Annotated in this window: 33 protein-coding genes; 4 read left to right on the top strand and 29 right to left on the bottom strand. The window is 58.5% G+C overall.

Going from position 1 to position 25,397, the window contains the following annotated elements; all coding sequences use genetic code 11:
* Positions 1–63 precede the first annotated feature (63 nt).
* The 26 genes from BMY44_RS03390 to BMY44_RS03265 all read right to left on the bottom strand — a co-directional run bounded on the left by BMY44_RS03390 (position 64) and on the right by BMY44_RS03265 (position 18,417).
* Positions 64–471, bottom strand: coding sequence for a DUF5333 domain-containing protein (locus tag BMY44_RS03390; protein WP_089990276.1), 408 nt, complete (start codon positions 469–471; stop codon positions 64–66).
* 75 nt (positions 472–546) lie between these two features.
* Positions 547–1,029: a DUF3291 domain-containing protein gene (locus tag BMY44_RS03385; RefSeq protein WP_089990273.1), complete on the bottom strand. Its 483-nt coding sequence runs from the start codon at positions 1,027–1,029 to the stop codon at positions 547–549.
* On the bottom strand, positions 1,016–1,234 hold the full coding sequence (locus tag BMY44_RS03380) for a DUF805 domain-containing protein (protein WP_207510477.1): 219 nt from the start codon (positions 1,232–1,234) through the stop codon (positions 1,016–1,018). The genes BMY44_RS03385 and BMY44_RS03380 overlap by 14 nt, the downstream gene beginning before the upstream one ends.
* Complete coding sequence (locus BMY44_RS03375; protein ID WP_089990270.1) at positions 1,221–1,421, bottom strand: hypothetical protein; 201 nt, start codon at positions 1,419–1,421, stop codon at positions 1,221–1,223. The genes BMY44_RS03380 and BMY44_RS03375 overlap by 14 nt, the downstream gene beginning before the upstream one ends.
* Positions 1,418–1,729, bottom strand: a complete 312-nt coding sequence (locus tag BMY44_RS03370) for a hypothetical protein (RefSeq protein WP_131801568.1) — start codon at positions 1,727–1,729, stop codon at positions 1,418–1,420. The genes BMY44_RS03375 and BMY44_RS03370 overlap by 4 nt, the downstream gene beginning before the upstream one ends.
* Before the next feature lie 17 nt (positions 1,730–1,746).
* A complete protein-coding gene (locus tag BMY44_RS03365; protein ID WP_089990265.1) occupies positions 1,747–2,124 on the bottom strand; it encodes a hypothetical protein in 378 nt (125 codons plus the stop codon).
* Positions 2,121–2,348, bottom strand: a complete 228-nt coding sequence (locus BMY44_RS03360) for a hypothetical protein (protein WP_089990262.1) — start codon at positions 2,346–2,348, stop codon at positions 2,121–2,123. Before BMY44_RS03360 ends, BMY44_RS03365 begins: the two co-directional genes overlap by 4 nt.
* Positions 2,348–2,677, bottom strand: coding sequence for a hypothetical protein (locus tag BMY44_RS03355; protein WP_089990260.1), 330 nt, complete (start codon positions 2,675–2,677; stop codon positions 2,348–2,350). Before BMY44_RS03355 ends, BMY44_RS03360 begins: the two co-directional genes overlap by 1 nt.
* Positions 2,678–2,754: 77 nt before the next feature.
* Complete coding sequence (gene nuoF / locus BMY44_RS03350; RefSeq protein WP_089990258.1) at positions 2,755–4,050, bottom strand: NADH-quinone oxidoreductase subunit NuoF; 1,296 nt, start codon at positions 4,048–4,050, stop codon at positions 2,755–2,757.
* A 26-nt stretch (positions 4,051–4,076) separates the two neighbouring features.
* A complete protein-coding gene (locus BMY44_RS03345) occupies positions 4,077–4,283 on the bottom strand; it encodes a DUF5337 family protein (RefSeq protein ID WP_089990255.1) in 207 nt (68 codons plus the stop codon).
* Positions 4,284–4,352: 69 nt separating this feature from the next.
* The gene (locus BMY44_RS18280; protein ID WP_089990253.1) at positions 4,353–5,048 is read right to left on the bottom strand and encodes an NADH-quinone oxidoreductase subunit E; all 696 of its coding nucleotides are present in this window, start codon (positions 5,046–5,048) and stop codon (positions 4,353–4,355) included.
* 146 nt (positions 5,049–5,194) lie between these two features.
* Entirely contained in the window at positions 5,195–6,307 is a 1,113-nt protein-coding gene (locus BMY44_RS03335) for an NADH-quinone oxidoreductase subunit E (RefSeq protein ID WP_089990251.1), read from the bottom strand.
* 44 nt (positions 6,308–6,351) lie between these two features.
* Positions 6,352–6,669, bottom strand: coding sequence for a hypothetical protein (locus BMY44_RS03330; protein WP_089990250.1), 318 nt, complete (start codon positions 6,667–6,669; stop codon positions 6,352–6,354).
* Positions 6,670–6,689: 20 nt separating this feature from the next.
* A complete protein-coding gene (locus tag BMY44_RS03325) occupies positions 6,690–7,931 on the bottom strand; it encodes an NADH-quinone oxidoreductase subunit D (RefSeq protein WP_242650542.1) in 1,242 nt (413 codons plus the stop codon).
* A complete protein-coding gene (locus tag BMY44_RS03320) occupies positions 7,928–8,824 on the bottom strand; it encodes a sulfotransferase (protein WP_089990248.1) in 897 nt (298 codons plus the stop codon). Before BMY44_RS03320 ends, BMY44_RS03325 begins: the two co-directional genes overlap by 4 nt.
* A gap of 6 nt (positions 8,825–8,830) precedes the next feature.
* A complete protein-coding gene (locus BMY44_RS03315) occupies positions 8,831–9,445 on the bottom strand; it encodes an NADH-quinone oxidoreductase subunit C (protein WP_089990243.1) in 615 nt (204 codons plus the stop codon).
* Entirely contained in the window at positions 9,442–9,765 is a 324-nt protein-coding gene (locus BMY44_RS03310; RefSeq protein ID WP_089990241.1) for a hypothetical protein, read from the bottom strand. Before BMY44_RS03310 ends, BMY44_RS03315 begins: the two co-directional genes overlap by 4 nt.
* Entirely contained in the window at positions 9,762–10,292 is a 531-nt protein-coding gene (locus BMY44_RS03305; protein ID WP_207510476.1) for a NuoB/complex I 20 kDa subunit family protein, read from the bottom strand. The genes BMY44_RS03310 and BMY44_RS03305 overlap by 4 nt, the downstream gene beginning before the upstream one ends.
* Entirely contained in the window at positions 10,283–10,615 is a 333-nt protein-coding gene (locus BMY44_RS03300; RefSeq protein WP_423219743.1) for an NADH-quinone oxidoreductase subunit A, read from the bottom strand. The genes BMY44_RS03305 and BMY44_RS03300 overlap by 10 nt, the downstream gene beginning before the upstream one ends.
* A 206-nt stretch (positions 10,616–10,821) precedes the next feature.
* Positions 10,822–11,601 (bottom strand): crotonase/enoyl-CoA hydratase family protein, encoded by a 780-nt coding sequence (locus tag BMY44_RS03295; protein ID WP_089990234.1) that lies wholly within the window; start codon positions 11,599–11,601, stop codon positions 10,822–10,824.
* A complete protein-coding gene (locus BMY44_RS03290; RefSeq protein WP_089990232.1) occupies positions 11,582–12,454 on the bottom strand; it encodes a hydroxymethylglutaryl-CoA lyase in 873 nt (290 codons plus the stop codon). The genes BMY44_RS03295 and BMY44_RS03290 overlap by 20 nt, the downstream gene beginning before the upstream one ends.
* Complete coding sequence (locus BMY44_RS03285) at positions 12,451–13,113, bottom strand: glutathione S-transferase family protein (protein ID WP_089990229.1); 663 nt, start codon at positions 13,111–13,113, stop codon at positions 12,451–12,453. The genes BMY44_RS03290 and BMY44_RS03285 overlap by 4 nt, the downstream gene beginning before the upstream one ends.
* On the bottom strand, positions 13,110–15,029 hold the full coding sequence (locus tag BMY44_RS03280) for an acetyl/propionyl/methylcrotonyl-CoA carboxylase subunit alpha (RefSeq protein WP_089990226.1): 1,920 nt from the start codon (positions 15,027–15,029) through the stop codon (positions 13,110–13,112). The genes BMY44_RS03285 and BMY44_RS03280 overlap by 4 nt, the downstream gene beginning before the upstream one ends.
* A gap of 174 nt (positions 15,030–15,203) precedes the next feature.
* Positions 15,204–16,760: a carboxyl transferase domain-containing protein gene (locus BMY44_RS03275; protein ID WP_089990224.1), complete on the bottom strand. Its 1,557-nt coding sequence runs from the start codon at positions 16,758–16,760 to the stop codon at positions 15,204–15,206.
* A 151-nt stretch (positions 16,761–16,911) separates the two neighbouring features.
* Positions 16,912–17,199, bottom strand: a complete 288-nt coding sequence (locus tag BMY44_RS03270) for a hypothetical protein (protein WP_131801566.1) — start codon at positions 17,197–17,199, stop codon at positions 16,912–16,914.
* Positions 17,200–17,253: 54 nt separating this feature from the next.
* Positions 17,254–18,417, bottom strand: coding sequence for an isovaleryl-CoA dehydrogenase (locus BMY44_RS03265; protein WP_089990218.1), 1,164 nt, complete (start codon positions 18,415–18,417; stop codon positions 17,254–17,256).
* Positions 18,418–18,540: 123 nt separating this feature from the next.
* On the opposite strand from BMY44_RS03265, the gene BMY44_RS03260 reads away from it, so the two are divergent.
* Positions 18,541–18,993, top strand: a complete 453-nt coding sequence (locus BMY44_RS03260) for a CreA family protein (RefSeq protein ID WP_089990216.1) — start codon at positions 18,541–18,543, stop codon at positions 18,991–18,993.
* Here the strand turns inward: BMY44_RS03260 and BMY44_RS03255 are convergent, their stop codons facing one another.
* Entirely contained in the window at positions 18,994–20,199 is a 1,206-nt protein-coding gene (locus tag BMY44_RS03255) for a DegT/DnrJ/EryC1/StrS family aminotransferase (protein ID WP_089990214.1), read from the bottom strand.
* A 63-nt stretch (positions 20,200–20,262) separates the two neighbouring features.
* Entirely contained in the window at positions 20,263–20,922 is a 660-nt protein-coding gene (locus BMY44_RS03250; RefSeq protein ID WP_089990212.1) for an HAD-IA family hydrolase, read from the bottom strand.
* Positions 20,923–21,052: 130 nt separating this feature from the next.
* Here BMY44_RS03250 and glmU point away from each other — a divergent pair, with 130 nt between their 5' ends.
* From glmU to BMY44_RS03235, 3 genes are read left to right on the top strand one after another with little or no spacing between them, the layout of a single operon-like run.
* Entirely contained in the window at positions 21,053–22,396 is a 1,344-nt protein-coding gene (gene glmU, locus BMY44_RS03245; protein WP_089990209.1) for a bifunctional UDP-N-acetylglucosamine diphosphorylase/glucosamine-1-phosphate N-acetyltransferase GlmU, read from the top strand.
* Positions 22,397–22,409: 13 nt separating this feature from the next.
* Complete coding sequence (glmS, locus tag BMY44_RS03240) at positions 22,410–24,227, top strand: glutamine--fructose-6-phosphate transaminase (isomerizing) (protein WP_089990207.1); 1,818 nt, start codon at positions 22,410–22,412, stop codon at positions 24,225–24,227.
* Complete coding sequence (locus BMY44_RS03235; RefSeq protein WP_089990204.1) at positions 24,224–24,901, top strand: DNA alkylation repair protein; 678 nt, start codon at positions 24,224–24,226, stop codon at positions 24,899–24,901. The genes glmS and BMY44_RS03235 overlap by 4 nt, the downstream gene beginning before the upstream one ends.
* Here the strand turns inward: BMY44_RS03235 and BMY44_RS03230 are convergent.
* Positions 24,891–25,388, bottom strand: coding sequence for a D-galactarate dehydratase (locus BMY44_RS03230; RefSeq protein ID WP_165611775.1), 498 nt, complete (start codon positions 25,386–25,388; stop codon positions 24,891–24,893). The two genes, BMY44_RS03235 and BMY44_RS03230, sit on opposite strands and share 11 nt — an antisense overlap.
* Positions 25,389–25,397 lie beyond the last annotated feature (9 nt).

Here is a 25,397-nt window from a genome sequence, read left to right as displayed (position 1 = left end):
CTATCGAATGCAGCGGGGCGATGCCAGTAGGAAGACGCGGTTTTTTGGCCGAAAGGACGTGACTTAACGCAGCAGCCTGCCGACCTGTGTGCCTTGGCTGATTTGCGTGCGGCCCACAGTGCAATAGGTGGTTTCCTGACCTTCGACGACGCCCAGATCCGCCAGACGCGCGCGCGCGATCGCCTCTAGGCGGCGCTTTTCGTCCTTGTTGTCCACGAAATCGTCGATTTGCGATTGCGAAAAACCAAGATCGCGTGCGTGATTCTGCAAGCTTCTCAGGAAAGTGATGCCGCGCAGGGTGCGCGGCGACAGATCACCGCACTTGTCGCTCAACTCCACCGCCATGCCGACGGCAATCAGCCCTTCGGTGACGCGGCTGACGTCCTTGAGTGCGGATTGCGCGGACAGATTTCCCGCCAATCCGACGGTTGCAGCCGCAAAAGCGAGGGCGAGGATATGTGTGTTGCGCATGTGATAGCTCCTGTCAGGCATTGGGCCTTTGTTAGGTCAGACATCGACATACAGGCGGTGATATTCAATATCAGGTCAGGTGTTTTCCGATCCGTCGGCGGAAACCTGTTCGGGGGCGTGGGGATGTGCGCGCAGGTAGGTCCATCCGAATGCATCCGGTGTTTCGCCGTGATCGCGCAGGTGTTGCAATTTGCCCATCGCCTCGTCCAGCGACGGGTGATGCCCTTCGGGCACCCACCACATAACGAAATGCATGTCCCCAAGAACTTCGAACCATTCCGCGCGCCGCGCCATGAAAGCCTTGTGCAATGTCTTGAACACGAAGATTTCAAGACTTTCGGCCGTTTCCCAAACGGTCAGGTTCGGCACAAGCCGACCCGAGTCGTCCAATTTGGCATCCGTATTCCCTTGTCCGCCGGTGCCTTCCATCATCCACACAAAACCGGGCATCCGTTTGCCAAGGCCGTTGATTCGGTCGAGGTTGTTCATGAACTCTGCGACGCGCGGATCGTCAGTGTCGGCGACAAGCCGTCCGATGTTCAGTTCAGCGAGGTGCATTATGAGCCTTGTCCACTGGCCATCGTTTGATCGCTAGCGCCCAAAGCATGGCAATGTTGACAACAGGAATGAGGATCAAAAGTCCCCAAAGCCCACTGTGCCCTGTTCGTTTCCAAAGCTGGAAATGCGGAATGACGAGGATCACGGCGAAAACGATCCAACCAATTGCGGCCCCGGCTGAGATGTCCGCACTAGTCAAAAACATCGGACTTCGCCTTTTCTTTTACCTCGACCGGCCAGCGCTTGAAGGCCAGAACGTAGGGCACGAGAAGATTGGTCACCGGAAGCAACAAGAACAACGACCATGCGCCATGATGACCCGCGCGTGTCCAGATGATCCAATAGGGTGCAACAAACGCCGCGACTACCAGCAGAATGATGATAGCGTTCATAGACGTAACCCCGGAATCTTGTTCTGAAGAACCCGCGCTACCAGCACGGCCAATGGTGCGGCGGAGAAAACAAACCCGAGGAAACCCGTGGCGACAGAGTTCCAAAGGATCGCACTTTCCATCTGCCAAGCCGTGAAGTTGATCATGAACGACACGATCGGGATTAGGAACAAGCCAGAGAGCGGCAATACGGCCACCAGCAACCATTCCGCGCCATGTCCAAGTTTGTGGAAAAGCACCCACCAAAGCCCCGAAAGAATGCAGGCCTGCGCCAACCCAGATATCCCGAGAATGAGGGCGAGTGACACTGTCTCCATTGCTGTCGTTATTCGGCCGATGTGGTTGCCGGTGCAGCAGCCGTCACAAGCGGCTGCGGCGCGCGACATTCACCGGCGATCAGCCATGCCCCGTCACGGAATGTCGGCAAGCCGAGCGTTAGATCGACGCCACGCCCGCTGAACGTGCCGCCTTTCGAGCCGCAGAATTGACGTGTCGCAGTCAGGGCGAGGTTGAGATCATTTGCTGTCAGTGGCGCTTCGTTCACGCGGGTGACTGCGATATACGGAATGTTCTGAACAAAGGTCACGCCACCGGGCAGACTGTCATCGACGGCCTGGACGTTTTCGTTGAATTCAAATCCAGGCACAGGTGGTTCAAGACACCCGGCCAATCCGATCAATACCAATGGAAGTAATTTCTTCATCTTTTCCTCATCCGTGTTGGTGCGACACCCTGCACCGCTTTGCGGAAAAAGGCGAGAGTGAGGATTACACCAATGATACCCAGTGCGGCAGCAAAGCCATAGGCCCAGGTTGGCGCGATTCCTGCGCGCACCGATTGAATGGTGAACCAGACAGGACCTCCGCAGATTGCGACCGTCAGAAGAGCGGCAAGAAAGCTGGCGATGCGATCAAAGAAGCGTTGCATCAGATTGGCTGAAATAACGCGCTCATGGCTGTGACTTGGATGATCTCAGCCTCGATCGCAGCGCATGTATTGTCTTGCCCAAGGGTGATGCCATGTTTTGCTTGGAGACTGCGACGTATGACATCGGCTTCGACATCTGCCCCGACAACCTGCGTATTACGCGCAGCTTCGAGAGTGACAGTTTGACCGGGGATATCTGATGTCAGGCGGACAAGCTCATTGCGCACACGATTATTGTATTTGTATGTCGGGCAGCTCTGAACGACGTCCTTGGCGACTTCGAGCGTTGCTGCAAATTGTGCGCCGGGCAATGCCAACATGGCATCCATAGACGGACCTGTTGGTCGTCTTTCCGTCGCTGCGCACGCTGCCAGAAAGCATGCGGTCAATATGCAGGCAACGCGCATCACTCGGCCGCGATCGGGGTTCCCGCGGGCGGACGCTTGTGCGCAATCCGGTCTTCGATTTCGTCACGGAAATTCTTGATGAGGCCCTGGATCGGCCAGGCCGCAGCATCGCCAAGCGCGCAGATTGTGTGGCCCTCGACCTGTTTGGTCACATCCAGCAGCATGTCGATTTCTGCGACTTCTGCATCGCCTTTGACAAGGCGATCCATGACCCGCATCATCCAGCCGGTGCCTTCACGACACGGCGTGCACTGGCCACAGCTTTCGTGTTTGTAGAACTTGGACAGACGCCAGATGTTTTTGATCATATCCGTGGACTGATCCATGACGATGACAGCGGCGGTGCCAAGGGACGAGCCTTTTTCCTTCAGCGCATCGAAATCCATGATTGCATCACGCATATTCTCACCGCGCACGCATGGAACGGATGATCCGCCGGGGATGACCGCCTTGAGGTTGTCCCAACCGCCGCGAATACCGCCGCAGTGCTTTTCAATCAGTTCTTCGAACGGGATCGACATTTCTTCTTCGACGACACAGGGGTTGTTCACATGCCCCGAGATCGCGAACAGTTTCGTGCCCGCGTTGTTCGGGCGGCCCATGGACGAGAACCAGCTGCCACCACGGCGCAGGATTGTCGGGACAACGGCGATGGATTCGACATTATTCACAGTTGTCGGGCAGCCATAAAGACCGGCACCCGCCGGGAATGGGGGCTTCATGCGCGGCATGCCTTTTTTGCCCTCAAGGCTTTCCAGCAGTGCGGTTTCTTCGCCGCAGATATACGCGCCGGCACCGTGATGCAGATAGATGTCGAAATCCCAACCAGATTTGCTGGCGTTCTTGCCAACAAGACCGGCGGCATACGCCTCATCAATCGCGTTTTGCAGGGCTTCTTTTTCGCGGATGTATTCGCCGCGGATATAGATGTAGCAGGCGTGCGCTTGCATCGCGAAAGATGCGATCAGGCAGCCTTCAATCAGCGTGTGCGGATCGTGACGCATGATTTCGCGGTCTTTACACGTGCCCGGTTCGGATTCGTCGGCGTTGACAACAAGGTATGCCGGACGACCGTCGCTTTCCTTGGGCATGAATGACCACTTCAGTCCGGTTGGAAATCCTGCCCCGCCGCGCCCGCGCAGGCCGGAGGCTTTCATTTCGTCAATGATCCAGTCGCGTCCCTTTTTGATGATGGCCGCAGTGCCATCCCAATGGCCACGCGCTTGCGCGCCTTTGAGCGTGCGGTCATGCATCCCGTAGAGGTTTGTAAAAATGCGATCCTGATCTTTGAGCATATCGGGTCGGTCCTATCGTGTGATGGCTAATCGCGGGTGTTTTGCCACAGCTTCCACGTGACCACCAGTGACCAAATGAACGCAGCCAGCGATATCAGGTAGAAGAGTATCTCGAATCTGGGTGCAAGACCAAACAGGCGAACAAGGCCCGGCGCGAAAATGCTGAGCAGACCTGCAACCGCGATCGTGATCGCGATAGTGCGTCCCTGTCTGCTGCGTTCGTCGTCGGTCATGGCATGGTCCACAAAAAAGCCCTGCCCTCGTGTGCCACGGACAGGGCGATTGAAGCAAGTTTAACAGGCCTAGTAAACGCCGCCCTTGCCGACTTTTTTGGAAAACTCGGTTGTTCCGCCATCCGCCAGAATTCGGGCTTGCGCCACCCAGTCGTCGCGGGTCACCCGGCCTTTGAAACCCTCGAGGTTTTCGTCGACCCATTTCACTTCTTTTTCGCGCCAAGCGGCGACTTGGTCAAAGTGATAGAACCCCATGGAATGCAAAAGCTTTTCCAGCTTCGGCCCGACGCCTTTGATCTGCTTGAGATCATCCGGCTGACCGTTGCGTGCCGCATCAAGCGTTGGTGGTTTTCCATCTGCACTGACAGGCGGCAGGTCTGCCGTCGCTGTGGGTGCTGCCGCCGCCGGCACTGCTGCGGGCTTTTTCTTGGCCGGTGCAGGCTTTGCAGGTGCTGCCGGTTTCGCGGCTGCAGGCGCAGCGACCGGTGCGGGTGCGGCGACAGGCGCCGGTTTCACCGGCGCGACCTCTTTCGTCTGCGTGCCCGTTTCAGCCGACCGCGCGGCCTGTGTTTCCTGCAAGTTCGGTGCCGGTTTACGCCAGCCCAGCAACAGCAGCACAATAACAAGTGCCGCGATCAAGGCCGCGATAAAGACCGCGCCAATCAAACTGAACTCGTACATGACAAAAGCGACGCCGCCGCCCACGATGCCAAACAAAGCCGCGACGGCCAGAATACCAAGACCAATTGGTGCCGTATCTTTCATTATCTTCTATCTCCCACCCGGCGGACTGCCGTCGGCCATTTATCAGCGTGACTGCACCGGCAGGTCAAGCCTGCAGCCGTTCATCACGCCCTGATAGAAGGTTTTAAGCTGGAAAACGCGCGCTTTGCAGGCAAATCGCCTGCCCGTCACTCGGCCGCGAATTTCGTCGCCTGTCCGATCCAATCGTCACGCTTGATGCGTCCCTTGAATTTCAGTCGGCTGTCGACCCATGTGATTTCCGCATCAGTCCACTTGGCGATCTGGTCAAAATGCCAGAAACCCAGTTCGTTCAGCGTCTGTTCAAGCTTCGGACCCACCCCGCTGATGCGCTTGAGATCGTCGGCACCGGACTTGCGCGGTGCTGTCAGGGTTTTCGGTTTCTTTTCGGTGCTGGCACCATCCACTGGCGGATTGCTTTTGCCACGCGGTTTTGCGGCTGAGTCGGCGTTTGCCTCTTGCTTGGTAATCCCGTGCTTGCTTGCCGGTTTGTTGGCGGCAGGCTTTGGTCCCGGTGTTTTCTTGGCTTTCGGCTTTTCCAAGACATCCGTGCCACCATCGCGCCACGGTGTGAGGATCGGCACTTCGGTCCCGTCAATCCGTTTGACCGTGTCGCCGATATCGACTGCCAATTGCACCGAGGCGTTGTACTGGGTTTTTCCGCTATCGTATTCCTGAAGACTGGTCAGGCCCTTCAGCGGTTCCGCCGCATAGCGTCCGTTCTGGGGGCCCGGTACAGGCACCTTGCCTGCGGCCAATTCATCAATGATCTCGCCCAGGCGTTCGGCGGTCAGGTCTTCGTAATAATCCTTACCAATCTGAGCCATCGGCGCATTGGCGCAAGAGCCGAGGCATTCGACCTCTTCCCAGCTGAAATTGCCGTCGTCTGATACCACATGCGGTTTCTTGGCGATCTTGTCCTGACAGACGGCCACCAGATCTTCTGCCCCGCAGATCATGCAGGACAGCGTGCCGCAAATCTGAATATGCGCAATTTTACCAACCGGTTGCAGCTGAAACATGAAGTAGAAGGATGCGACTTCAAGGGCCCGGATATAGGCCAGATCAAGCATCTCTGCCACATGTTCGATTGCCGGACGCGTCAGCCAGCCTTCCTGTTCCTGCGCACGCCACAGCAGCGGAATGATGGCCGATGCCTGACGCCCTTCGGGGTACTTTGTGATCTGCGCCTCGGCCCATTCCTGATTGGCTGGGGTAAAGGCAAAGCTGTCAGGCTGGTCGTGGTGCAAACGGCGGAGCATATCTGGTCTTTCTTCGTATCAGTGCGGCGCTGTGCGCCGATATTTTAGGCGCAGTTGCCGCCGGTCAGGCGCACCGTGCTGTCACCGTCGACTGTCGCGCGCCCGGCAGCGGCCAGTTGTGGCACGATCTGGACGACATCATCCTGGCTGACGGATGCCTGCGCCATGATCGGGCCGATCGTGTCGGGGTTGATGACGCAACCGTTTGCTTCGGTTGCATTGATAAGACGCTGTTCTGCGGTCAGCTGCACAACTGCGGGTGCTGGCGCAACAGAAGGTGCAGGACCGCTGATGCCCGCCGGAATACCGTTGGTGCAAGCGGAGATAGCGACAAAAGCGGGGAGGATGGCGTAGCGGATCATAGTCTTCTCCAAAAAAGCGATTAGCGGTCGATTTCACCGAACACGACGTCCATCGTACCGATGATTGCGGCAACGTCGGCCAGTTGGTGACCTTTCGCAACATAGTCCATGGATTGCAGGTGCAGATAGCCCGGCGCACGCAGCTTGGCGCGATATGGCTTATTGGTCCCATCGGCCACAAGGTAAACACCGAATTCACCTTTCGGCGCCTCGACTGCAGCATACACCTCGCCTTCGGGGACATGGAAACCTTCGGTGTAAAGCTTGAAGTGGTGAATCAGGCTTTCCATGTTGGTTTTCATATCGCTGCGGGTTGGCGGTGTCATCTTACCGCGTGCCATGACGTCACCCTTCTCATGGCGAAGTTTTTCGCAGGCCTGACGGATAATGGATGTGGACTGGCGCATTTCTTCCATGCGGACAAGGTAGCGATCATAGCAGTCGCCGTTCTTGCCGACAGGGATCTGGAAGTCGAATTCGTCATAGCATTCATACGGTTGTGCACGGCGCAAGTCCCACGCCAGACCTGATCCGCGCACCATCACACCAGAGTATCCCCAGTTCTGGATGTCTTCTTCTGTGATGATACCGATATCGCAATTGCGCTGCTTGAAGATCCGGTTTTCGGTCAGCAGGGACGAGATGTCGTCAATGATCTTGGGGAATTCGACAGCCCATTGGTCGATGTCCTCGACCAGCTGGTCTGGCAGGTCCTGATGCACACCGCCGGGGCGGAAGTAGGCCGCGTGCAGGCGCGCGCCGCAAGCGCGCTCATAGAACACCATCAGCTTTTCACGCTCTTCAAAGCCCCATGACAGTGGTGTCATCGCCCCCACGTCCATCGCCTGCGTGGTAATGTTAAGCAGGTGGTTCAGCACGCGTCCGATTTCGCAATAAAGCACGCGGATCAGCTGTGCGCGGCGAGGCACTTCGGTCTTGGTCAGCCGCTCGATCGCGAGACACCATGCATGTTCCTGATTCATTGGCGCGACATAATCCAGCCGGTCGAAATAGGGCAGGTTCTGCAGATAGGTCCGGCTTTCCATCAGCTTTTCGGTGCCGCGGTGCAGCAAACCGATATGCGGATCGCAACGTTCGACGATTTCGCCGTCGAGTTCCAAGACAAGACGCAAAACGCCATGTGCCGCAGGGTGTTGCGGCCCGAAGTTGATGTTGAAATTCCGGATCTGCTGTTCACTTGTCGCCGCGTCGGAAGACCCGTCGTCATAGGTGTTCGTGCGGATGTTGCTACCGTCCATCATGCGTAAGCCCTTTTCAAGCTGTGCTGCCAGTGATCCGGCAGTGGCGCGACGTTCATCGCGACCCAATCATACTGTTCTTTGAGGAAGTCTGCCACCTTCGGGCGCAAGTCATCCCGCATCTTGACCGCTTCGCCTTCGTGAACGCGTTTCGCGTCCGAAGGCTGGTATGGAATACCCAAAAATTCACACAAGCGCGTCAGCCCATCCACGGTGAACAGTGTTTCAGCAAAGCCAAGAAACAACCGCCCTTCAGGAACAATCCGGCGCAGCCTTGCGACCGTGGCGGCATAGTCGCCGCGTGCCATCAAATGTGTTTCCTGCCCTGCATTCACAACGCGCCACAGAATATTGTTCGCCTTCTTGGCATAGACTTCGCCATCCTGACGAAACCGCCGTGCCTGCATGCGGATATGGCTCCACAGCCGGTCGATCGGGTCGCGCATCAAATAGATGAAGCGCGTCGTCGCGGATAGATCCGCCATGCGCTGCAAGGTCGCGTCATCCACCAGCGCATAGTTCGGCGTCATATCCGCCACGAGGCGCGCGTGCTCTGCCCCGTCAAGAAGCCAAGCAGCATAGGCCAGATCACCATCACGATCCCCGCCCAGCACCGCAATCAGCCCGCGCATCGACGCGATCCGCCGTTCCATATTCGCAACCTTCCAGCCAAGCCCCGCCGCTTTTGCATCGTCACGCATGACATGCAACTCGGACAGGCGGTCGCGATAGGCGATGATCTGCTTTTCACGAATGGCGGGATCGAAGGTGTCCCAATAGTGCGCCTCTTTCACGGGTGGCAACTTGCACGCGTCATGATCGTGCAGATAACGATAGAGGGCAGACGTGCCCGCTTTCGTTGCGCCAACGCAGTAAAGGAGGGTCGGATCAGCCATCCGGACTTACCCCTTCGCCTCTTCTTTGGCTTTGTCATCGCCGGGCAGGATGTATTCGGCCCCTTCCCACGGCGACATGAAGTCGAACTGGCGGTATTCCTGAACAAGGCTGACGGGTTCATAGACGACGCGCTTTTGCACTTCGTCATAGCGCACTTCGGTATAGCCCGTGGTCGGGAAGTCCTTGCGCAGCGGATGCCCGCGGAACCCGTAATCTGTCAGGATCCGGCGCAGGTCCGGGTGGCCGGAAAACAGGATACCGAACATGTCGAAGATTTCACGCTCGAACCAGTTGGCCGCCGGATGGACCGGCATGATTGACGGCACCATGTCGTCTTCTCGCACTTCGATTCGCAGGCGGATACGGTGGTTCTGATACATCGACAGGAAATGATAGACGACGTCGAACCGCTTTTGTCGCGACGGGTAATCAACTGCCGTGATGTCGACAAGTGACGAGAACTGGCATGCAGGGTCGTTCTTGAGGAATTCGACGAATGTCACGAGCCGTGAAGGCGACACGGTTACCGTCAATTCGTCATTTGCAATTTCCCAAGACAAAACGCAATCCGTGCGCTTTAATTCGATGTGCGTGCCGAGTTCGTTCAGCGCTTCGGTCATTGCATTTTCTCCTGCAAGAGAACGTCGTGAAAGCTTGCCTCTGGGTCAGCAGCGACAAAGAATGGCTTCATGAAGTCGGGGATCACGGCTTTGGCGGGTGTGTCACCTGCAAATCGGATCACGGCGTCCATGTCATCCCACGTGGTCAGCGCTGTGACACGGCATGGATCTGTATCCCGCTCGGCCAGGAAGACGACTTCGCGGAAACCGTCCACTTTTCTCACGTGGTCCAGCATTTTGCCGCGATAGGTCGCCACCCAATCATCCAGATCGGCACGGGCCACAGTTGCATTCCATTTTCGGACAACCGGAGCTGTCATCTTACAATCGTCCCGGTCCGGCGGATTTTGCGCTGCAGTTGCAGGATGCCGTAAAGCAGCGCCTCAGCCGTGGGCGGGCACCCGGGCACGTAGACATCGACTGGCACAATCCGATCGCAGCCGCGCACGACGGAGTAGCTGTAATGATAATATCCGCCGCCGTTTGCACAGGACCCCATCGAAATCACGTAGCGTGGTTCCGGCATCTGGTCGTAGACCTTGCGCAGTGCCGGAGCCATCTTGTTGGTCAGCGTGCCGGCCACGATCATCAAGTCGGACTGGCGCGGAGACGCGCGTGGCGCGGTGCCGAAGCGTTCCAGATCGTACCGCGGCATGGAGGTGTGCATCATTTCGACAGCGCAACAGGCGAGCCCAAATGTCATCCAGTGCAGCGATCCGGTCCGCGCCCAGTTGATCATGTCGGCGGTCGATGTGACGAGGAAACCCTTGTCCTGCAGTTCCTTGTTCAGAAGCTGCGTCCCATGTTCCTTGTCCGCGCCAACGGATGTGCCTGTCATCACTCCCATTCCAGCGCTCCTTTTTTCCATTCATAGGCAAAGCCAATGGTCAGCACCCCGAGGAACACCATCATCGACCAGAAACCGACCATGCTGATATCCTTCAGTGCGACAGCCCATGGGAACAGGAATGCAACCTCGAGGTCGAAGATGATGAAGAGGATCGACACCAAATAGAAGCGCACATCGAATTTCATCCGCGCATCGTCGAACGCATTGAACCCGCATTCGTAAGCAGACACTTTTTCAGGGTCCGGATTGCGCACCGCCACCACGGCGGCAGCAAGGATCAGGATCAGACCTAACCCTATGGCAAGTCCCAGAAAAATCATAATGGGCAGATATTCAGTCGCAAGCTCTTGCAAGGGGTGTTCCTTTCCCTGTCAGGCAGGCGGCAACCCCTGCCCCGAATTGGCTACCCCTCACTTAACCCTGCCCCGCGAGAGGGTCAACGGGGGTGGGACAGTTTGACCGTTGGAATTACGGGGCTTTCACGGCGGAAGAGCTTATCACCGGATTGCCAGTGCGATAGACCGGATCATTCGGCCCAGCGCGGCTTTCGCTTGTCGAAAAAGGCTGCGATTCCTTCGCGTGCCTCGCCCCCTTCCCATGCCGCGACGAGCGCATCGGCACTCGCCGCGATCACCGTATCGTCGATCGGCGTGCCAAGCGACCGCGTCAGGGCTTTGGCCGCGGCAACCGCCCCTGGTGCGCAGGCAAGATATGGTGCGACCTCTTCCGCGATGGCTTTGTCCAGTTCATCTGTCGCGACAACATGCGCGACTAGTCCGAAGTCTTTCGCATCCTGTGCCGTGAACAGGCGCGAATTCATGAACACGCGGCGTGCGTTTGTTTCCCCGATCCGCGCCACGACATAGGGGCCAATCGTTGCCGGAATCAGCCCCAATTTCGTTTCCGTCAGCCCGAATTTTGCCTCTGGCACCGTGATGACAGTGTCGCACACCGACATCAGACCGACACCGCCTCCGAAAGCGTTCGCATGCACCCGCCCGATCAGCGGCTTGGGCAGCGTGTTTAACGCCTGCAACATGCGCGCAAGCCGCATGGCCCCCGCCCGCCGGTCAGCGTCGCTTGCGTCCATCTGGTCGCGCATCCAGCCCAGATCGCCACCGGCACAGAACGTCGGCCCGTCAGCGGCAAGTACGACGACGCGCACCTTGTCATCCGTGCTGAGCGTTTGCGCTGCATCCGCGATGTCGTCGATCATCTGCGCCGACATCGCGTTGTGCTTTTGCGCGCGTGCAAGCGTCAGTGTGCAGACGCCCCGCGCATCTGTTTCAGTTCTGATCAGCGCCATTGCGCATCCCCTTTGCCATCTTTGCCGCAGCTACCAGTTTTTCCGCGTCGATTCCGGTATCGAATCCGTCTGCATGGAGCATTGCCACCAGCGCTTCTGTTGCGAGGTTACCCGGTGCCCCGGGCGCGTAAGGACAGCCGCCAAGCCCGCCAGCCGCACTGTCAAAGGCGCGAAGCCCTTTCGCAAGGCTGGCGCGCACGTTGTCCAAGGCCCGCCCACTGGTGTCATGGAAATGACCGGCCAGATCGCTTGCAGGCATGATGTCGAGAACCGCATCGAGCATCGCGGCGACCCTTTCGGGAGTGCCTTTGCCGATCGTGTCGCCGAGCGAGACCGGCATTGGCGCGAGATTACGCAATAGCGCGACGGCTTGCGCGACCTGTGCAGGCGCGATTTCACCAACGAACGGGCAGTCCGTGACGCAAGAAACATACCCTCTTACGGGCACGCCAGCAGCTTCGGCTGCTGCCACGACCGGTGCCAGCCGTGTCACGCTTTCCGCAATCGTGCAGTTGAGGTTGGCGCGGCTGAACCCTTCTGATGCGGCGATGAAGACGGCAATCCCATAGTTCCCCTGTCCCCGCGCCGCGTCGAAACTGTCCCAGCCCTTTTTGTTCGGGACGAGCACATCATACTGCACGCCGGACATCTGTTTCAGTCCGGCCATGACAGCATCCGTATCTGCCATCTGCGGCACCCATTTCGGGCTGACGAAGGACCCGATTTCGATACGTTTCAAACCTGCGTCACGCAGCGCATCAATGAATGCGATCTTTTGCGACACCGATATGACGCCCGGTTCGTTTTGCAAACCGTCGCGCGGCCCGACTTCATGGACGGTGACGAAACTCATCCATGCTCTCCCGCTGGATCCCATGGCGGATAGAAATCGCGGGCGTAGATGCCATCGTTGTTGGGCAGCGATTTCTGGAAAGCCGGGCGCGCGGTGACCCTGTCGTACCAAGCTTGAAGATTGGCAAAGCCGTCGCTTTTCGTGTAATGCAGCCCCATGTAGACCGCTTGCGCCACACCGATATCGGCAGCCGAAAACGCTGACAGCAGATGGTCGCGCCCTGCCAAGGCCTGATCGACCACGCCAAAGGTCTTGGCGAGCCGCTTGGCCTCGAGCTTCATGATAATGGGAGAGCGCATGTGGTCCTCGAACAGCATGATGTGCTGTTGTGTGAGGGCCGCGACGTGCTGGCTGATCGTTTCGGCAAAGTGGATCCAGTTCAGCCAGTCATAGCGTTCCGGATCGCCCGGTGCTCGCCCTAGCCCGGCTTTGGGGAACCGTTCGCACAACGCTTCGGCGATGGCACCGCTTTCGAACAGTACCGCATCATCCAGTTCAAGCGATGGCACCCTGCCCGCGCCGTTCAGCGCCAGATACGCTGGTGATTTGATCGCCGCGTCGAAGCCGTAGGTCTTGAGGTCGAAATCGACACCAAGTTCGTACAGCAACCAGAGGCTGCGCATCGAACGGGTCTGCGGGACGTGATGCAGCCTGATCATGTCGGTTCCAGCGATACAAGGATCGCACCTGCCGTAACCTGATCGCCAGCCCTGACGCGCACCTCTGCCACGATACCGTCGCGCGGGGCGCGCAGCACATGTTCCATCTTCATCGCTTCGAGTACGATCATGCGGTCGCCCGCGCTGACACTTGCCCCCGGCGCGACCGCGACGGATTGGACCAGCCCTGGCATCGGGGCCTGCACGTCATCCCCGCCAGCCATGGTACCGCCGCGCGCCAGCGGGTCGGGAATGTCGAAGGTAATGGGATCAAGGCCGAAAACCGTCACCTGATCCCCATGCCGCAACGCCTGTCTTATGTGGCCGTCCGTGGCACGCCAGCCGTCTGCCGCATGCCCGAACGTCATGACCTGATCACCAAGCGCCACGTCATGGGCCGCATCTTGTGCCCTGATCCACACATCGAGGTCTTCGCCCCCGTGTGAAAGCGGCACCTGCTGGAACGGGGTGTCCCACAACGCGAAGCCCGCGTGTGGCTGCGGCTTGACATGGGCCGTCAGCGCGGCGACACCGACCGTGGCAAGCGTCAGATCGGGCGATGCGCAGAGGTGTTCCTGATCGCGGGCAATCACCCCCGTGTCGACCTTTCCCGCCGCGAAACCTTCATGCGCGGCAAGACGTTGCAGAAACCCTAGGTTCGTCGTCAGCCCCGCGACTTGTGTTTGTGCCAGCGCGCTGTGTAGTGCGCGCAGTGCTGCGGCGCGATCCGACCGGTGCACCGTGATCTTGGCGATCATCGGATCATACCAAGGAGAGATTTCGCTGCCTGTCAGCACGCCGGTGTCGATGCGGGCATCGTCCGGAAACGCCAGATGTGCGAGATGGCCCGTCGCGGGTAGGAACCCTGCTGGCACATCTTCGGCATAAAGCCGCGCCTCGAATGCATGGCCGTTGACCTCTAATTCCTCTTGCGCCACAGGCAGCGGATTGCCTGCGGCGACATGCAATTGCCACGCAACAAGGTCGACCCCTGTGATTGCTTCGGTCACGGGGTGTTCGACCTGCAGGCGCGTGTTCATTTCCATGAACCAGAAACCATCGGTGCGCAGTCCGTCCGCGCCATCCACGATGAATTCAATCGTTCCCGCGCCCGCATAACCGATCGCTTCGGCCGCGCGCACGGCGGCTGCGCCCATTGCGGCGCGCACCTCTTCGGTCATGCCCGGTGCGGGGGCTTCTTCGATCACCTTTTGATGGCGCCGCTGAAGAGAGCAATCCCGCTCGAACAGATGCACGGCCTTTCGACCGTCGCCGAACACCTGCACTTCGATGTGGCGCGGGCTGGTGATGTATTTTTCGATAAGCACATCGGCATTGCCAAAGGCGGTCCGTGCTTCGGCCTGTGCCGACGCGAGGTTTTCAGCAAAATCAGCCGCCCGTTCCACAAGCCGCATTCCCTTGCCGCCGCCGCCTGCGACCGCCTTGATCAGAACGGGATAACCGATCTGTTCAGCCTCTTTCGCAAGATGGCCAGCGTCTTGATTTTTGCCGTGATAGCCCGGCACGACGGGCACGCCCGCCTTTTCCATCAGTGCCTTTGCTGCGTCCTTGAGACCCATTTTACGGATCGCATCTGCGGAAGGGCCAATAAAGGTCAGCCCGGATTTTTCGACTTCATCCACGAAGTTCGGGTTTTCAGAAAGGAAGCCGTAGCCCGGATGGATCGCCTGCGCGCCCGTCTGGCGTGCGGCTGCAATGATCAGATCGCCACGCAGATAACTGTCGGCCACCGGGGCAGGCCCAAGGCGGACGGCTTCGTCGCAACTGCGAACATGGAGCGCGTCAGCGTCGGCATCCGAATAGACAGCGACAGTTTGAACGCCCAGCGCACGGGCGGTTTTTGCGATACGCACCGCAATCTCGCCGCGATTGGCGATGAGTATTTTAGTGAACATCTTCGCCAGCCTTAAATTCAATTACGGTCGGAGGCTGTTCACGCTCGTTTAGCACCACAATAAAGCCTCCATTCTTGTCTGATCTCAAGAATCAGTGATTCTGCAACAATGCAACAAACAGCCGAGCCTTTAACTCTGACATGCATTCTGAATAAAGGCGTGCTTCCTCGCCCATCACATTCTGAACACACCAAAGCGTGTCTCCTCGATCTTGCGGTTCATGCTGGCGGCCAGCGACAATGCCAGCACTTCGCGCGATTTGCGTGGGTCGATGATCCCATCGTCCCAAAGCCGCGCTGACGCATAAAGCGGGTGCGATTGTTCGGCGAACATGTCGATGGTCGGTTGCTTGAATGCGGCTTCGTCCTCCGCGCTCCAGCTTTCGCCCTTGCGTTCGATGGCATCGCGCTTGACCGTCGCCAGAACTCCGGCGGCTTGCGCGCCGCCCATGACGGAGATGCGGCTGGTCGGCCAGGTCCAGAGGAAGTCGGGGCTGTAGGCCCGCCCGGCCATGCCGTAGTTTCCAGCGCCGAACGAACCACCCACAAGCATCGTGATTTTCGGGACATTGGTCGTTGCGACCGCCGTCACCATCTTGGCACCATGGCGCGCGATGCCTTCGTTTTCGTATTTCTGGCCGACCATGAAGCCTGTGATATTTTGCAGGAAAATCAGCGGGATGCGCCGCTGAGAACACAGTTCTACGAAATGCGCGCCCTTTTGCGCACTTTCGGAAAACAGCACGCCGTTGTTCGCGACAATGCCGCACGGCCAGCCGTCGATATGGGCAAAGCCGGTGACAAGCGTTTCGCCGAAGCGTGCCTTGAATTCGTCAAAACTGGAGCCATCCACGATCCGCCGGATCACTTCGCGGATGTCATAGGGCGTGCGCAGATCAGCGGGCACCACATCAAATAGCGTATCAGGGTCAAGCGTCGGGGGGCGAGGTTCTGCGCGCACCACATCCGTCGACGTGAGCGCGCAACTGGCGACGGCTTGCCGCGCGAGGGCAAGCGCATGGGCATCATCCTCTGCCAGATAGTCGGCCACGCCGGACAGGCGCGTGTGTACATCGCCGCCGCCCAGATCTTCGGCGCTCACGACCTCTCCGGTTGCGGCTTTGACCAAGGGCGGGCCGGCCAGAAAGATTGTCCCTTGTTCTTTCACGATAATCGACACATCGGCCATTGCGGGCACGTAAGCCCCGCCAGCGGTGCATGATCCCATGACCACAGCGATTTGCGGAATGCCCAGCGCGGACATCTGTGCCTGATTGTAAAAGATGCGGCCGAAGTGGTCGCGATCCGGAAAGACCTCGTCCTGATTGGGCAGGTTCGCACCGCCACTGTCGACAAGGTAGACGCACGGCAGATGGCAGGCCTGCGCGATTTCCTGCGCGCGCAGGTGTTTTTTGACGGTCATCGGATAGTAGGTGCCGCCTTTTACCGTCGCATCATTGCAGATCACCATCACCTGCTGACCGTTCACGCGCCCGATCCCGGCGATGACACCAGCGCAAGGAGCAGCACCATCATACATACCGTGCGCAGCGGTTGCGCCGACCTCCAGAAACGGGCTGCCGACATCGAGCAAACCGGCAACGCGATCACGGGGAAGCATCTTGCCGCGTTTCACATGACGCTCACGCGCGGTTTCACCGCCACCGGCAGCCGCAAGACTGGCTGCGGCGCGGACATGTTCAAGAGCGGATTCATGATCGGCACGTGTCATAGGCGAATGTGCCTTTCACTTATTTGCGATGAAGTCGCTGCTGGGTCGGCCACTGGCCTGTCGCCGCAAACATGAAGACGCAGATTACTTGTTTGCCGGTTCAACGTGACGTTCTGCCATGTGGATGAGGATGGCGACGGGATGATGTATGTCATGTTTCCGGACCATCCTGTTCCATCAGGACACGTCCTTGCCGGTCAACGGCCGTACGCTCGACGATGCCGCTGTCATGACGACAGATAACGGTGATCCAAACTGTATCCACTTCGCCCGGAACGCCAAAGCAATCCGTTTTTTCGGCACCGTCCGGCCCTGTCTGAACCCAGATATCAGCGTGATGGTCAAGAACGGCGGATTCGCTGAGCGGCTTTCCCATCTGCCAGCCGACATAGGCGGACAGTGCCACCACGCCTGCAAATGGAAGAAACAGAATGCGCATGTCCATCCTACGCCGCCCCTGACTTCAGCGGGCTTAAGTGGGTTCCCATGCTTTTCACCGCATCGCCCCCATCAATTCTCGCCCGACCAGCATACGGCGGATTTCGGACGTCCCTGCCCCGATCTCCATCAGTTTGGCGTCGCGGAAAATGCGTGCGACGGGGGCATCGTTGAGGAATCCAGCGCCTCCCATTGCCTGCACGGCCTGATGCGCCTGCTTCATGGCCTCCTCTGAGGCATAAAGACAGCAAGCCGCCGCATCCTGACGGGTCACGGTGCCACGATCACAGGCTTTCGCGACTTCGTAGACATAGGCGCGGGCCGAATTCATCGCCGTATACATATCCGCGATCTTGCCCTGCATCAGTTGGAAGTTCCCGATGGGTTCGCCGAACTGTTTGCGGGACGCCAGGTAAGGCATGATTTCGTCCAGACAGGCCGCCATGATTCCAAGGCCGATCCCTGCAAGCACGACCCGTTCGTAATCCAGGCCAGACATGAGCACGCGCACGCCCTTGCCTTCTTCTCCAAGCACGTTGTCAAAGGGGACTTCGACGTCATCAAAGACCAGCTCTGCGGTATTGGACCCCCGCATCCCGAGTTTGTCGAAATGGGGCGATGTGCTGAAGCCTTTGAATTCCTTTTCGATCAGAAAGGCTGTGATGCCTTTTGATCCGGCATTCGGGTCGGTCTTTGCATAAACCACCAGCGTGTCCGCGTCGGGGCCATTGGTGATCCAGTATTTATTACCGTTCAATCGGTAATGATCGTTACGCTTTTCCGCGCGCAACGACATCGACACGACATCGGACCCCGCGCCCGCTTCGGACATTGCCAGCGCCCCGACATGTTCACCGGATATCAAGCGCGGGAGGTATGTCTGCTTTTGTGCCTCTGTTCCGTTGAGCTTGATCTGATTGACGCACAGGTTCGAGTGCGCCCCGTAGGACAGCGACACGGAGGCAGAGGCGCGGGCAATTTCTTCGATCGCGACGGTATGCGCCAGATAGGACATACCCGCACCGCCGTAGTCTTCATCGACCGTCACGCCAAGCAGGCCAAGTTCACCCATTTCGCGCCAGAGTTCAGGTGGAAAGCTGTTCTTGCGGTCAATATCGGCGGCCACCGGTTTGACCCGTTCTTGCGCCCAGCCATGCACCATATCACGCAGGGCGTTCACATCCTCACCAAGGTCGAACGTCATGGATGCAAGGAACATCGCGCAGTCTCCGGATTAATTGAACGCCCGTTCAGTTTAGCTTGTCTCGATTCAAAGTCGAGTCATTTATGACCGGAACATGAACCTGCCGGAACAATTATCTGCGGGGCGAGTTTATCTGACATGAAACACCTTCTTATCGCCTGTCTGACCTGCCTGCCGTTCACTGCCAACGCTGAAAAAGTTGGTCAGGTTGGCGTCGATTGGGTCGGGAACGACATCATTATCGAAGCCATCGAAGATCCCGAAGTGCAAGGCGTGACCTGTCACATCGCGTATTTTGAACGGTCTTTCTTTGATCGCGTGTCCAACGGGAACTGGTTCGAAGATCCGTCAAACGCATCAATTGATTGTCGCCAGACCGGCCCGATCGTCATCGGTGACATTGATCGCGGCCGCGATGGGGAAAACGTCTTTCGCGAACGTCAGTCGATCATCCTGAAATCCCTGCGGGTCAAGCGGATCTACGACGCAGACAACGAAACGTTGATCTATCTGGCCCACGCAGCTGAACTGACGCAGGGCTCGGCAAAAATGTCGATTTCGACAATTCCGCTTTACCAACCCGACAACTGATTATTCCGCTGCCGCCTGGCCTTGGTAAACGGCTGACACCTCGGACCGGATGATCTGCGCTATCAGTGTGCAATCCGCAAGCGAGAACGTCAGTGGTAAGCGCATGTCCACGATTCCTGCGAGAATTCGATCCGTCTTTGGCATTGGTGCAGATGGTGCGTAATGCCAACTGTCATAGCGGGATGTGAAGCCCTTGGGTTCAGCACCGCCAAACCATTTCAGCTCGACCCCGCGCGCGGCACAACGTGCGATCACGTCCGATACGGCATCCGGTGCCCAATCCAGCAGCAGAAACTGAAACGAGGAGGCGACGAACGCTTCTTCTTTCGGGCGGTGCGGCAATTGCAACCCCGGTACGTCTGCCAACCCATCGGCAATCACACCATAACGTTCATTCCAGCGCCCGGCCTGTTCTGCCAGATTGCGTAGCTGCGGGCGCAATATTGCGGCGCGCAAATTGTCCATCCGGCCCGAAATATTCGGCGTCTCGTACTTGATCTGCGCAAATGTCTCTGGCGGCGGCGCGGCGCGGTGGCGCTCGAACAGCATGTAGCTGCCAGACAGCATGATGGCCCGTGCCATGCCTTCTGCGTCGTCGGACACCAACAACCCGCCCTCGCCCGAGTTGATATGTTTATAGGTCTGCGTCGAAAAGCAGCCGAACTTGCCCCAGCGCCCGGATGGCACACCGTCCCACGAGGCCCCCATCGTATGTGCGCAGTCTTCGATAACAGTGACGCCCGCCGCGTCACACATGTCCATCAACCGGCGCATGTCGCACAGGTGTCCGCGCATATGCGACAGCATCAGCACTGACGCTTGATCCAGTTTGGTGGTCAGTTCATCAAGGTCGATTACGAGGTCTTCGGTTACGCCGACGAAAACAGGCATCGCGCCAACGGCGGCAATCGCACCCGGCACGGGTGCCAAAGTAAACGCGTTTGTCAGTACCTTGTCGCCGTGACCAACGCCGCAAGCGCGCAACGCAGTTGCCATTGCGTATCCGCCAGATGCCACGGCAAGGCAGTATTGCGATCCGATGTAGGCGGCGAATTCTTCTTCCAACAAGGCCGCTTCGGCTATTTCTCCATCAACCGTATTATAACGGTGCAGGCGACCATGTTGCAGGACAGCGTTTGCAGCCGCGATTCCGGAATCGGGAATCGGTTCCTGCTGGGTAAAGAGGCCTTTGAAAACGTCGTTCATGTTCAAATCATGTGATGTGGCAGACGGTGCGTCAATGGAGCTTCGGGAAAGTCAAAGACCGCTTTAGCCAATCAGGTCACGCACGATGTCTGAAAGGTCTTTGTAGTCGTGCAACAGCGCCTCTGGCTTCAAGGCGGCCATGTCTTCGCCGCTGGGACCGAAGGTCACGAGGATCGACGGAACGCCCGCATTCGCCGAGGTATCGCGGTCGGTCTTTGTATCGCCCACCAGAACGGAACGCTGCGGATCACCGCCGGACCGGCGCACGGTTTCGAACAGATGTTCGGGATCGGGTTTGCGCACTGGCAGGCTGTCGGCCCCCAGCAACGCACCAAAGGCATCACGCACACCAAGCCGGGTCAAAAGCGTTTGAGCAAGGCCCTCGGGCTTGTTCGTACAGATCCCGACAGCATAGCCCGCTGTCTTGAGGTTTTCGACCGCATCCATCGCGCCGGGATACATGACCGTATGGGTGTCGATGTCATTGGCATAGTGATTGAGCAGCGGGTCATACTGGCCGTCGATATCATCTTCGCCGTAACCGTCGACACGGCTAAAGCCGAGGCGGAGCATCGCCCGCCCGCCTTTCAGTGCGGTTCCTGCGTCTGCCGGGCCAAGCAGGTCGCCAAGCCCCAGATCCTGAAAGCACATGTTTGCCGCCGCCAGAAGATCGCCGGACGTATCCGCCAGTGTGCCATCCAGATCGAAAATTACTGTGCGCATCGCCACTCTCCTTATGTCCTCTGTAACGATCCGAAATCGGATGTGAAGCCCAAAGGCTTGTGCTAGACTGACGCACAGGTACAAGACCAACAAACGACACCGGATAACCGGGACATGGGGCGTGGCGGGTATGGCGACAGCATTTGTTATTTTGGGCGCGGGCAAAGGCACGCGGATGAATTCGGACTTGCCCAAGGTTCTGCACCAGATCGGTGGGGCACCTTTGCTTGTGCACGCGATGAAATCAGCCGAACAGCTGGAACCTGAACACATGGTCGTTGTGACCGGCCACGGATCCGAAGCCGTCGCCAAGGCAGCGACCGCCTGGAACCCCGATGCCAAGGTCGTGCACCAAGACGAACAACTTGGCACAGCACATGCCGTCGCTCAGGCCCGCGATGCCTTGAAGGCGTTCGAAGGAACGGCCATCGTGTTGTATGGCGATACGCCGTTCATCGCGCCCGAAACCCTGCGCAAGATGGTCGACAAATGCGGCACGGACGATGTCGTTGTGCTTGGCTTTGCGGCGACCGATCCGGGACGGTACGGACGATTGGTGACCGATGGTGCCAAGCTGTCCAAGATCGTCGAATACAAGGATGCAACACCCGAAGAACGCGCGATAACGCTTTGCAATAGCGGCGTTATTGCTGGAGACGCACAGACACTGTTTGCACTGATCGATGCGGTTGGAAACGAGAACGCCGCCGGTGAATACTACTTGACGGACATTATCGGGATTGCGCGTGAACGCGGTTTGACCGCCAGTGTCGTGGCCTGTGATGAAAGCGAAACGCTGGGGATCAACTCGCGCGCGGAACTTGCCGCGGCAGAGGCGATGTTCCAGGGGCGGATGCGCGCCAATGCGATGGAAGACGGCGTTGCCATGCCTGCCCCTGAGACCATCGTTTTCGCCCATGACACGGTTATCGGGCGCGATGCCACCGTCGAACCCCACGTGGTCTTTGCGCCGGGCGTTTCGGTCGAAAGCGGTGCCACGGTCCGTGCCTTTTCCCATCTGGAAGGCTGTCACGTAGCGCGCGGTGCAGTGGTCGGACCCTATGCGCGCTTGCGCCCCGGTGCGGAACTGTCTGAAGACGCCAAGATCGGTAATTTTGTCGAGATCAAAAACGCCATGATCGGCGAAGGTGCCAAGGTGAACCATTTGTCATATATCGGCGATGCCGAAGTCGGTCCGCGAGCCAATATCGGTGCGGGAACCGTAACCTGCAATTACGACGGGTTCTTCAAGCACAGGACAACTATTGGCGCTGACGCCTTTATCGGGTCCGATACAATGCTTGTGGCCCCCGTATCCGTCGGTGCCGGTGCGATGACCGGCAGCGGATCGACGATCACCGAAGACGTGCCGGACGGGGATCTGGGTGTCGGCCGCGCGCGACAGCGCAATGTGCGGGGATTTGCTGGAAAGCTGTTCGCACGACTGAAAAAACAAAAAGAAGCCAAGCACTAAAGGGGCAAAGCTTATGTGTGGAATTGTCGGGGTTCTTGGAAACCATGAAGCCGCGCCCCTGTTGGTGGAGGCGCTGAAGCGGCTTGAGTATCGTGGCTATGACAGCGCCGGAATCGCGACGATCAACGGCAAAACCTTGGATCGGCGCCGTGCTGTCGGCAAGCTGGTCAATCTGTCGGACGTGCTGGTTCATGATCCGCTGCCGGGCAAGGCTGGCATCGGGCACACGCGCTGGGCCACCCATGGTGCGCCGAGTATCGAGAATGCCCACCCTCACCGTGCAGGCGGCGTCGCTGTTGTGCACAATGGCATCATCGAGAATTTTCGCGAGTTACGCGCATTTCTGGCCGACGAAGGTGTCGGGTTCGAAACGGACACAGATACAGAAACCGTCGCACTGCTCGCGCAATACTACCTGAGCCTTGGCCATAGCCCCGCTGAAGCCGCGACCGACACGATTGCACAGCTTGAAGGGGCTTACGCCTTATGTTTCCTGTTTGATGGCGAGGATGACTTGCTGATCGCCGCGCGCAAGGGCTCGCCTTTGGCAATCGGACATGGCGCGGGTGAGATGTTCGTCGGTTCTGATGCGATTGCGCTGGCCCCGATGACCGACCAGATCACTTATCTGGACGAAGGTGACATGGCCATTGTCACCCGTACCTCGCTCGAAATCCGGGATGCCGCTGGCAATCTCGCCAACCGCGACCAGCGCACGATCCGCATGGATTCCGCGATGGTGGACAAGGCCGGGTTCAAGCATTTCATGGCCAAGGAAATCGCCGAACAGCCGACGGTTCTGCAAGGGGCTTTGTCCCACTACATCGGTGCCGATGGCGTTGTTTTGCCCGAACCCGGCCTTGCGTTTGACCAGATCGAACGGATGACCTTGGTTGCCTGTGGCACAGCGTTCTATGCATGTATGGTTGCGAAATACTGGTTCGAACAGATCGCACGTCTGCCGATCGAAATCGACGTGGCGAGCGAATTCCGCTACCGCGAACCCCCTGTCACGAAAGGCACAGTCGCCTTGTTCGTCAGCCAGTCCGGTGAGACGGCGGATACGCTGGCCGCCTTGCGTTACATGCACGAAAAGGCCGATAAGATCGTTTCTGTCGTCAACGTTCCTGAAAGCTCTATCGCGCGCGAAAGTGATCTTGCCCTGCCGATCCTTGCGGGTACGGAAATCGGTGTGGCGTCGACAAAAGCATTTACCTGTCAGCTGACAACCTTGGCCATGTTGGTCCTGAAAGCCGCGCAGGACCGTGGGCAGATGTCGCCGCAGGACGTGCAGACCAAGCTTGCCGCCTTGCGCGGGCTGCCGGGTGTCATGAACATCGCACTTGGCATCGAAGCACGCACGCAAGCGATCGCGCAGGAGCTGTCAGAGGCTCGTGACATCCTGTTTCTGGGGCGTGGCCAGATGTATCCGCTAGCGCATGAAGGTGCCCTGAAACTGAAGGAAATCAGCTATATCCACGCCGAAGCTTATGCATCTGGCGAATTGAAGCACGGCCCCATCGCCCTTGTAGACCCGAACGTGCCGGTGATCGTCATGGCTCCGCGCGATGCGCTTTTCGACAAGACCGTCAGCAACATGCAGGAAGTCATGGCGCGCGGCGGAAAGGTGCTTTTGATTTCGGATCAGAAAGGCGTCAACGAGGCTGGCGATGGCGTCTGGCAAAGCATCGTGATGCCCGAAGTCGATGATTTCCTCGCCCCGATACTTTACGCCATCCCAGCGCAACTGCTGGCCTATCACACAGCTATTGCGAAGGGGACGGACGTGGATCAGCCCCGAAATCTGGCCAAATCGGTCACGGTGGAATGACACCGGACGACGCCATTGCAGCCTTGGGCGGTGATCCGCAGAAGGCTGCGGAAATGCGCACCTATCACAAAGTCGACCGCCCGTATTTGGGCGTCGCGAACCCTGTTATCGACGCGCATGTCAAGGATTGGCGGGCGGCATGCACGTTGGAAGACCGTCTCGCGCTGGCTGATGGTCTTTGGCAAACGAATGTCCACGAAGGTCGGGTTGCGGCGGCGAAACTGCTGACGCAAGCGCGTATCCGGCCAGACGATGCGGGCGCATGGGCCTTGATCGAAAGCTGGGTTCCCGACTTCGACGCCTGGGCCGTCGCCGATCATGCATCCATCGCTGGACAGAAACGGCTGACCGCAGACCCGACACGGCTCGACAATGTCGAGACATGGATCGCGTCAGACCATATGTGGACGCGCCGCGCCGCCCTTGTGATGACCCTGCCATGGACGAAACAGAACCACCCCAAACCGGCAGAACTTGTCGCGCGGGATCGAATCCTCGGATGGGCTGCGCGGCTTGTGACCGACCACGAATGGTTCATTCAGAAAGCGATTGCCTGGTGGCTGCGCGAATTATCAAAGCACGATGCAGACCGCGTCAAAGCATTTCTGGCGACCCATCAGGACGCCATGAAACCCTTTGCGGTCAAGGAAGCGTCTCGCAAGATCAGCGTTTGAACACGGTGATTTCAGGCAGGCTGGTCAGTGGGGCTTCGATCAGCCGCATCGCGGCAAGGCTCATCTGGCTGCCGGATCCTGCGGCACCGCCCGACGGGCGCAATTCGACATTGACCGAATTGCCCTGATATTCGACGCGTCCGGGTGTCAGCGTCGTGACAAGCGGTGTCTTCAGCCAGATACCCGGTTCCGCCGGTGATCCAAGCGAGGCAATCGTCGTTCCAAGTTCGTTGCTGGGTTCGGGTGCTTCAGGCGCGGCGAGGGCCTCGGCCCGGTCTTCTGCGGTTGTTGTATCGAACTGTTCCACTGTGCGCGCGCTGGGTGGCGGCGGTGGTGGCGGCGTCGGATCCAGTGTTGCAACGGGTGCTGTACCTGCGACGGCTGGTGTCACGCTTGCCGGTCCATCGGCTGGCGTCATAAGTCCCTGCAGTGAGGGGGATTCACAGGCGGCAAGCGCCAAGACGGGGAGTAGGGCAATATATCTCATGATCGTGAC

The organism is Cognatiyoonia koreensis (assembly GCF_900109295.1).
GTDB classification, from domain to species: Bacteria; Pseudomonadota; Alphaproteobacteria; order Rhodobacterales; family Rhodobacteraceae; genus Cognatiyoonia; species Cognatiyoonia koreensis.
Note: the sequence above shows the minus strand (reverse complement) of the source record. Positions and strands in the feature narration are given on the sequence as shown.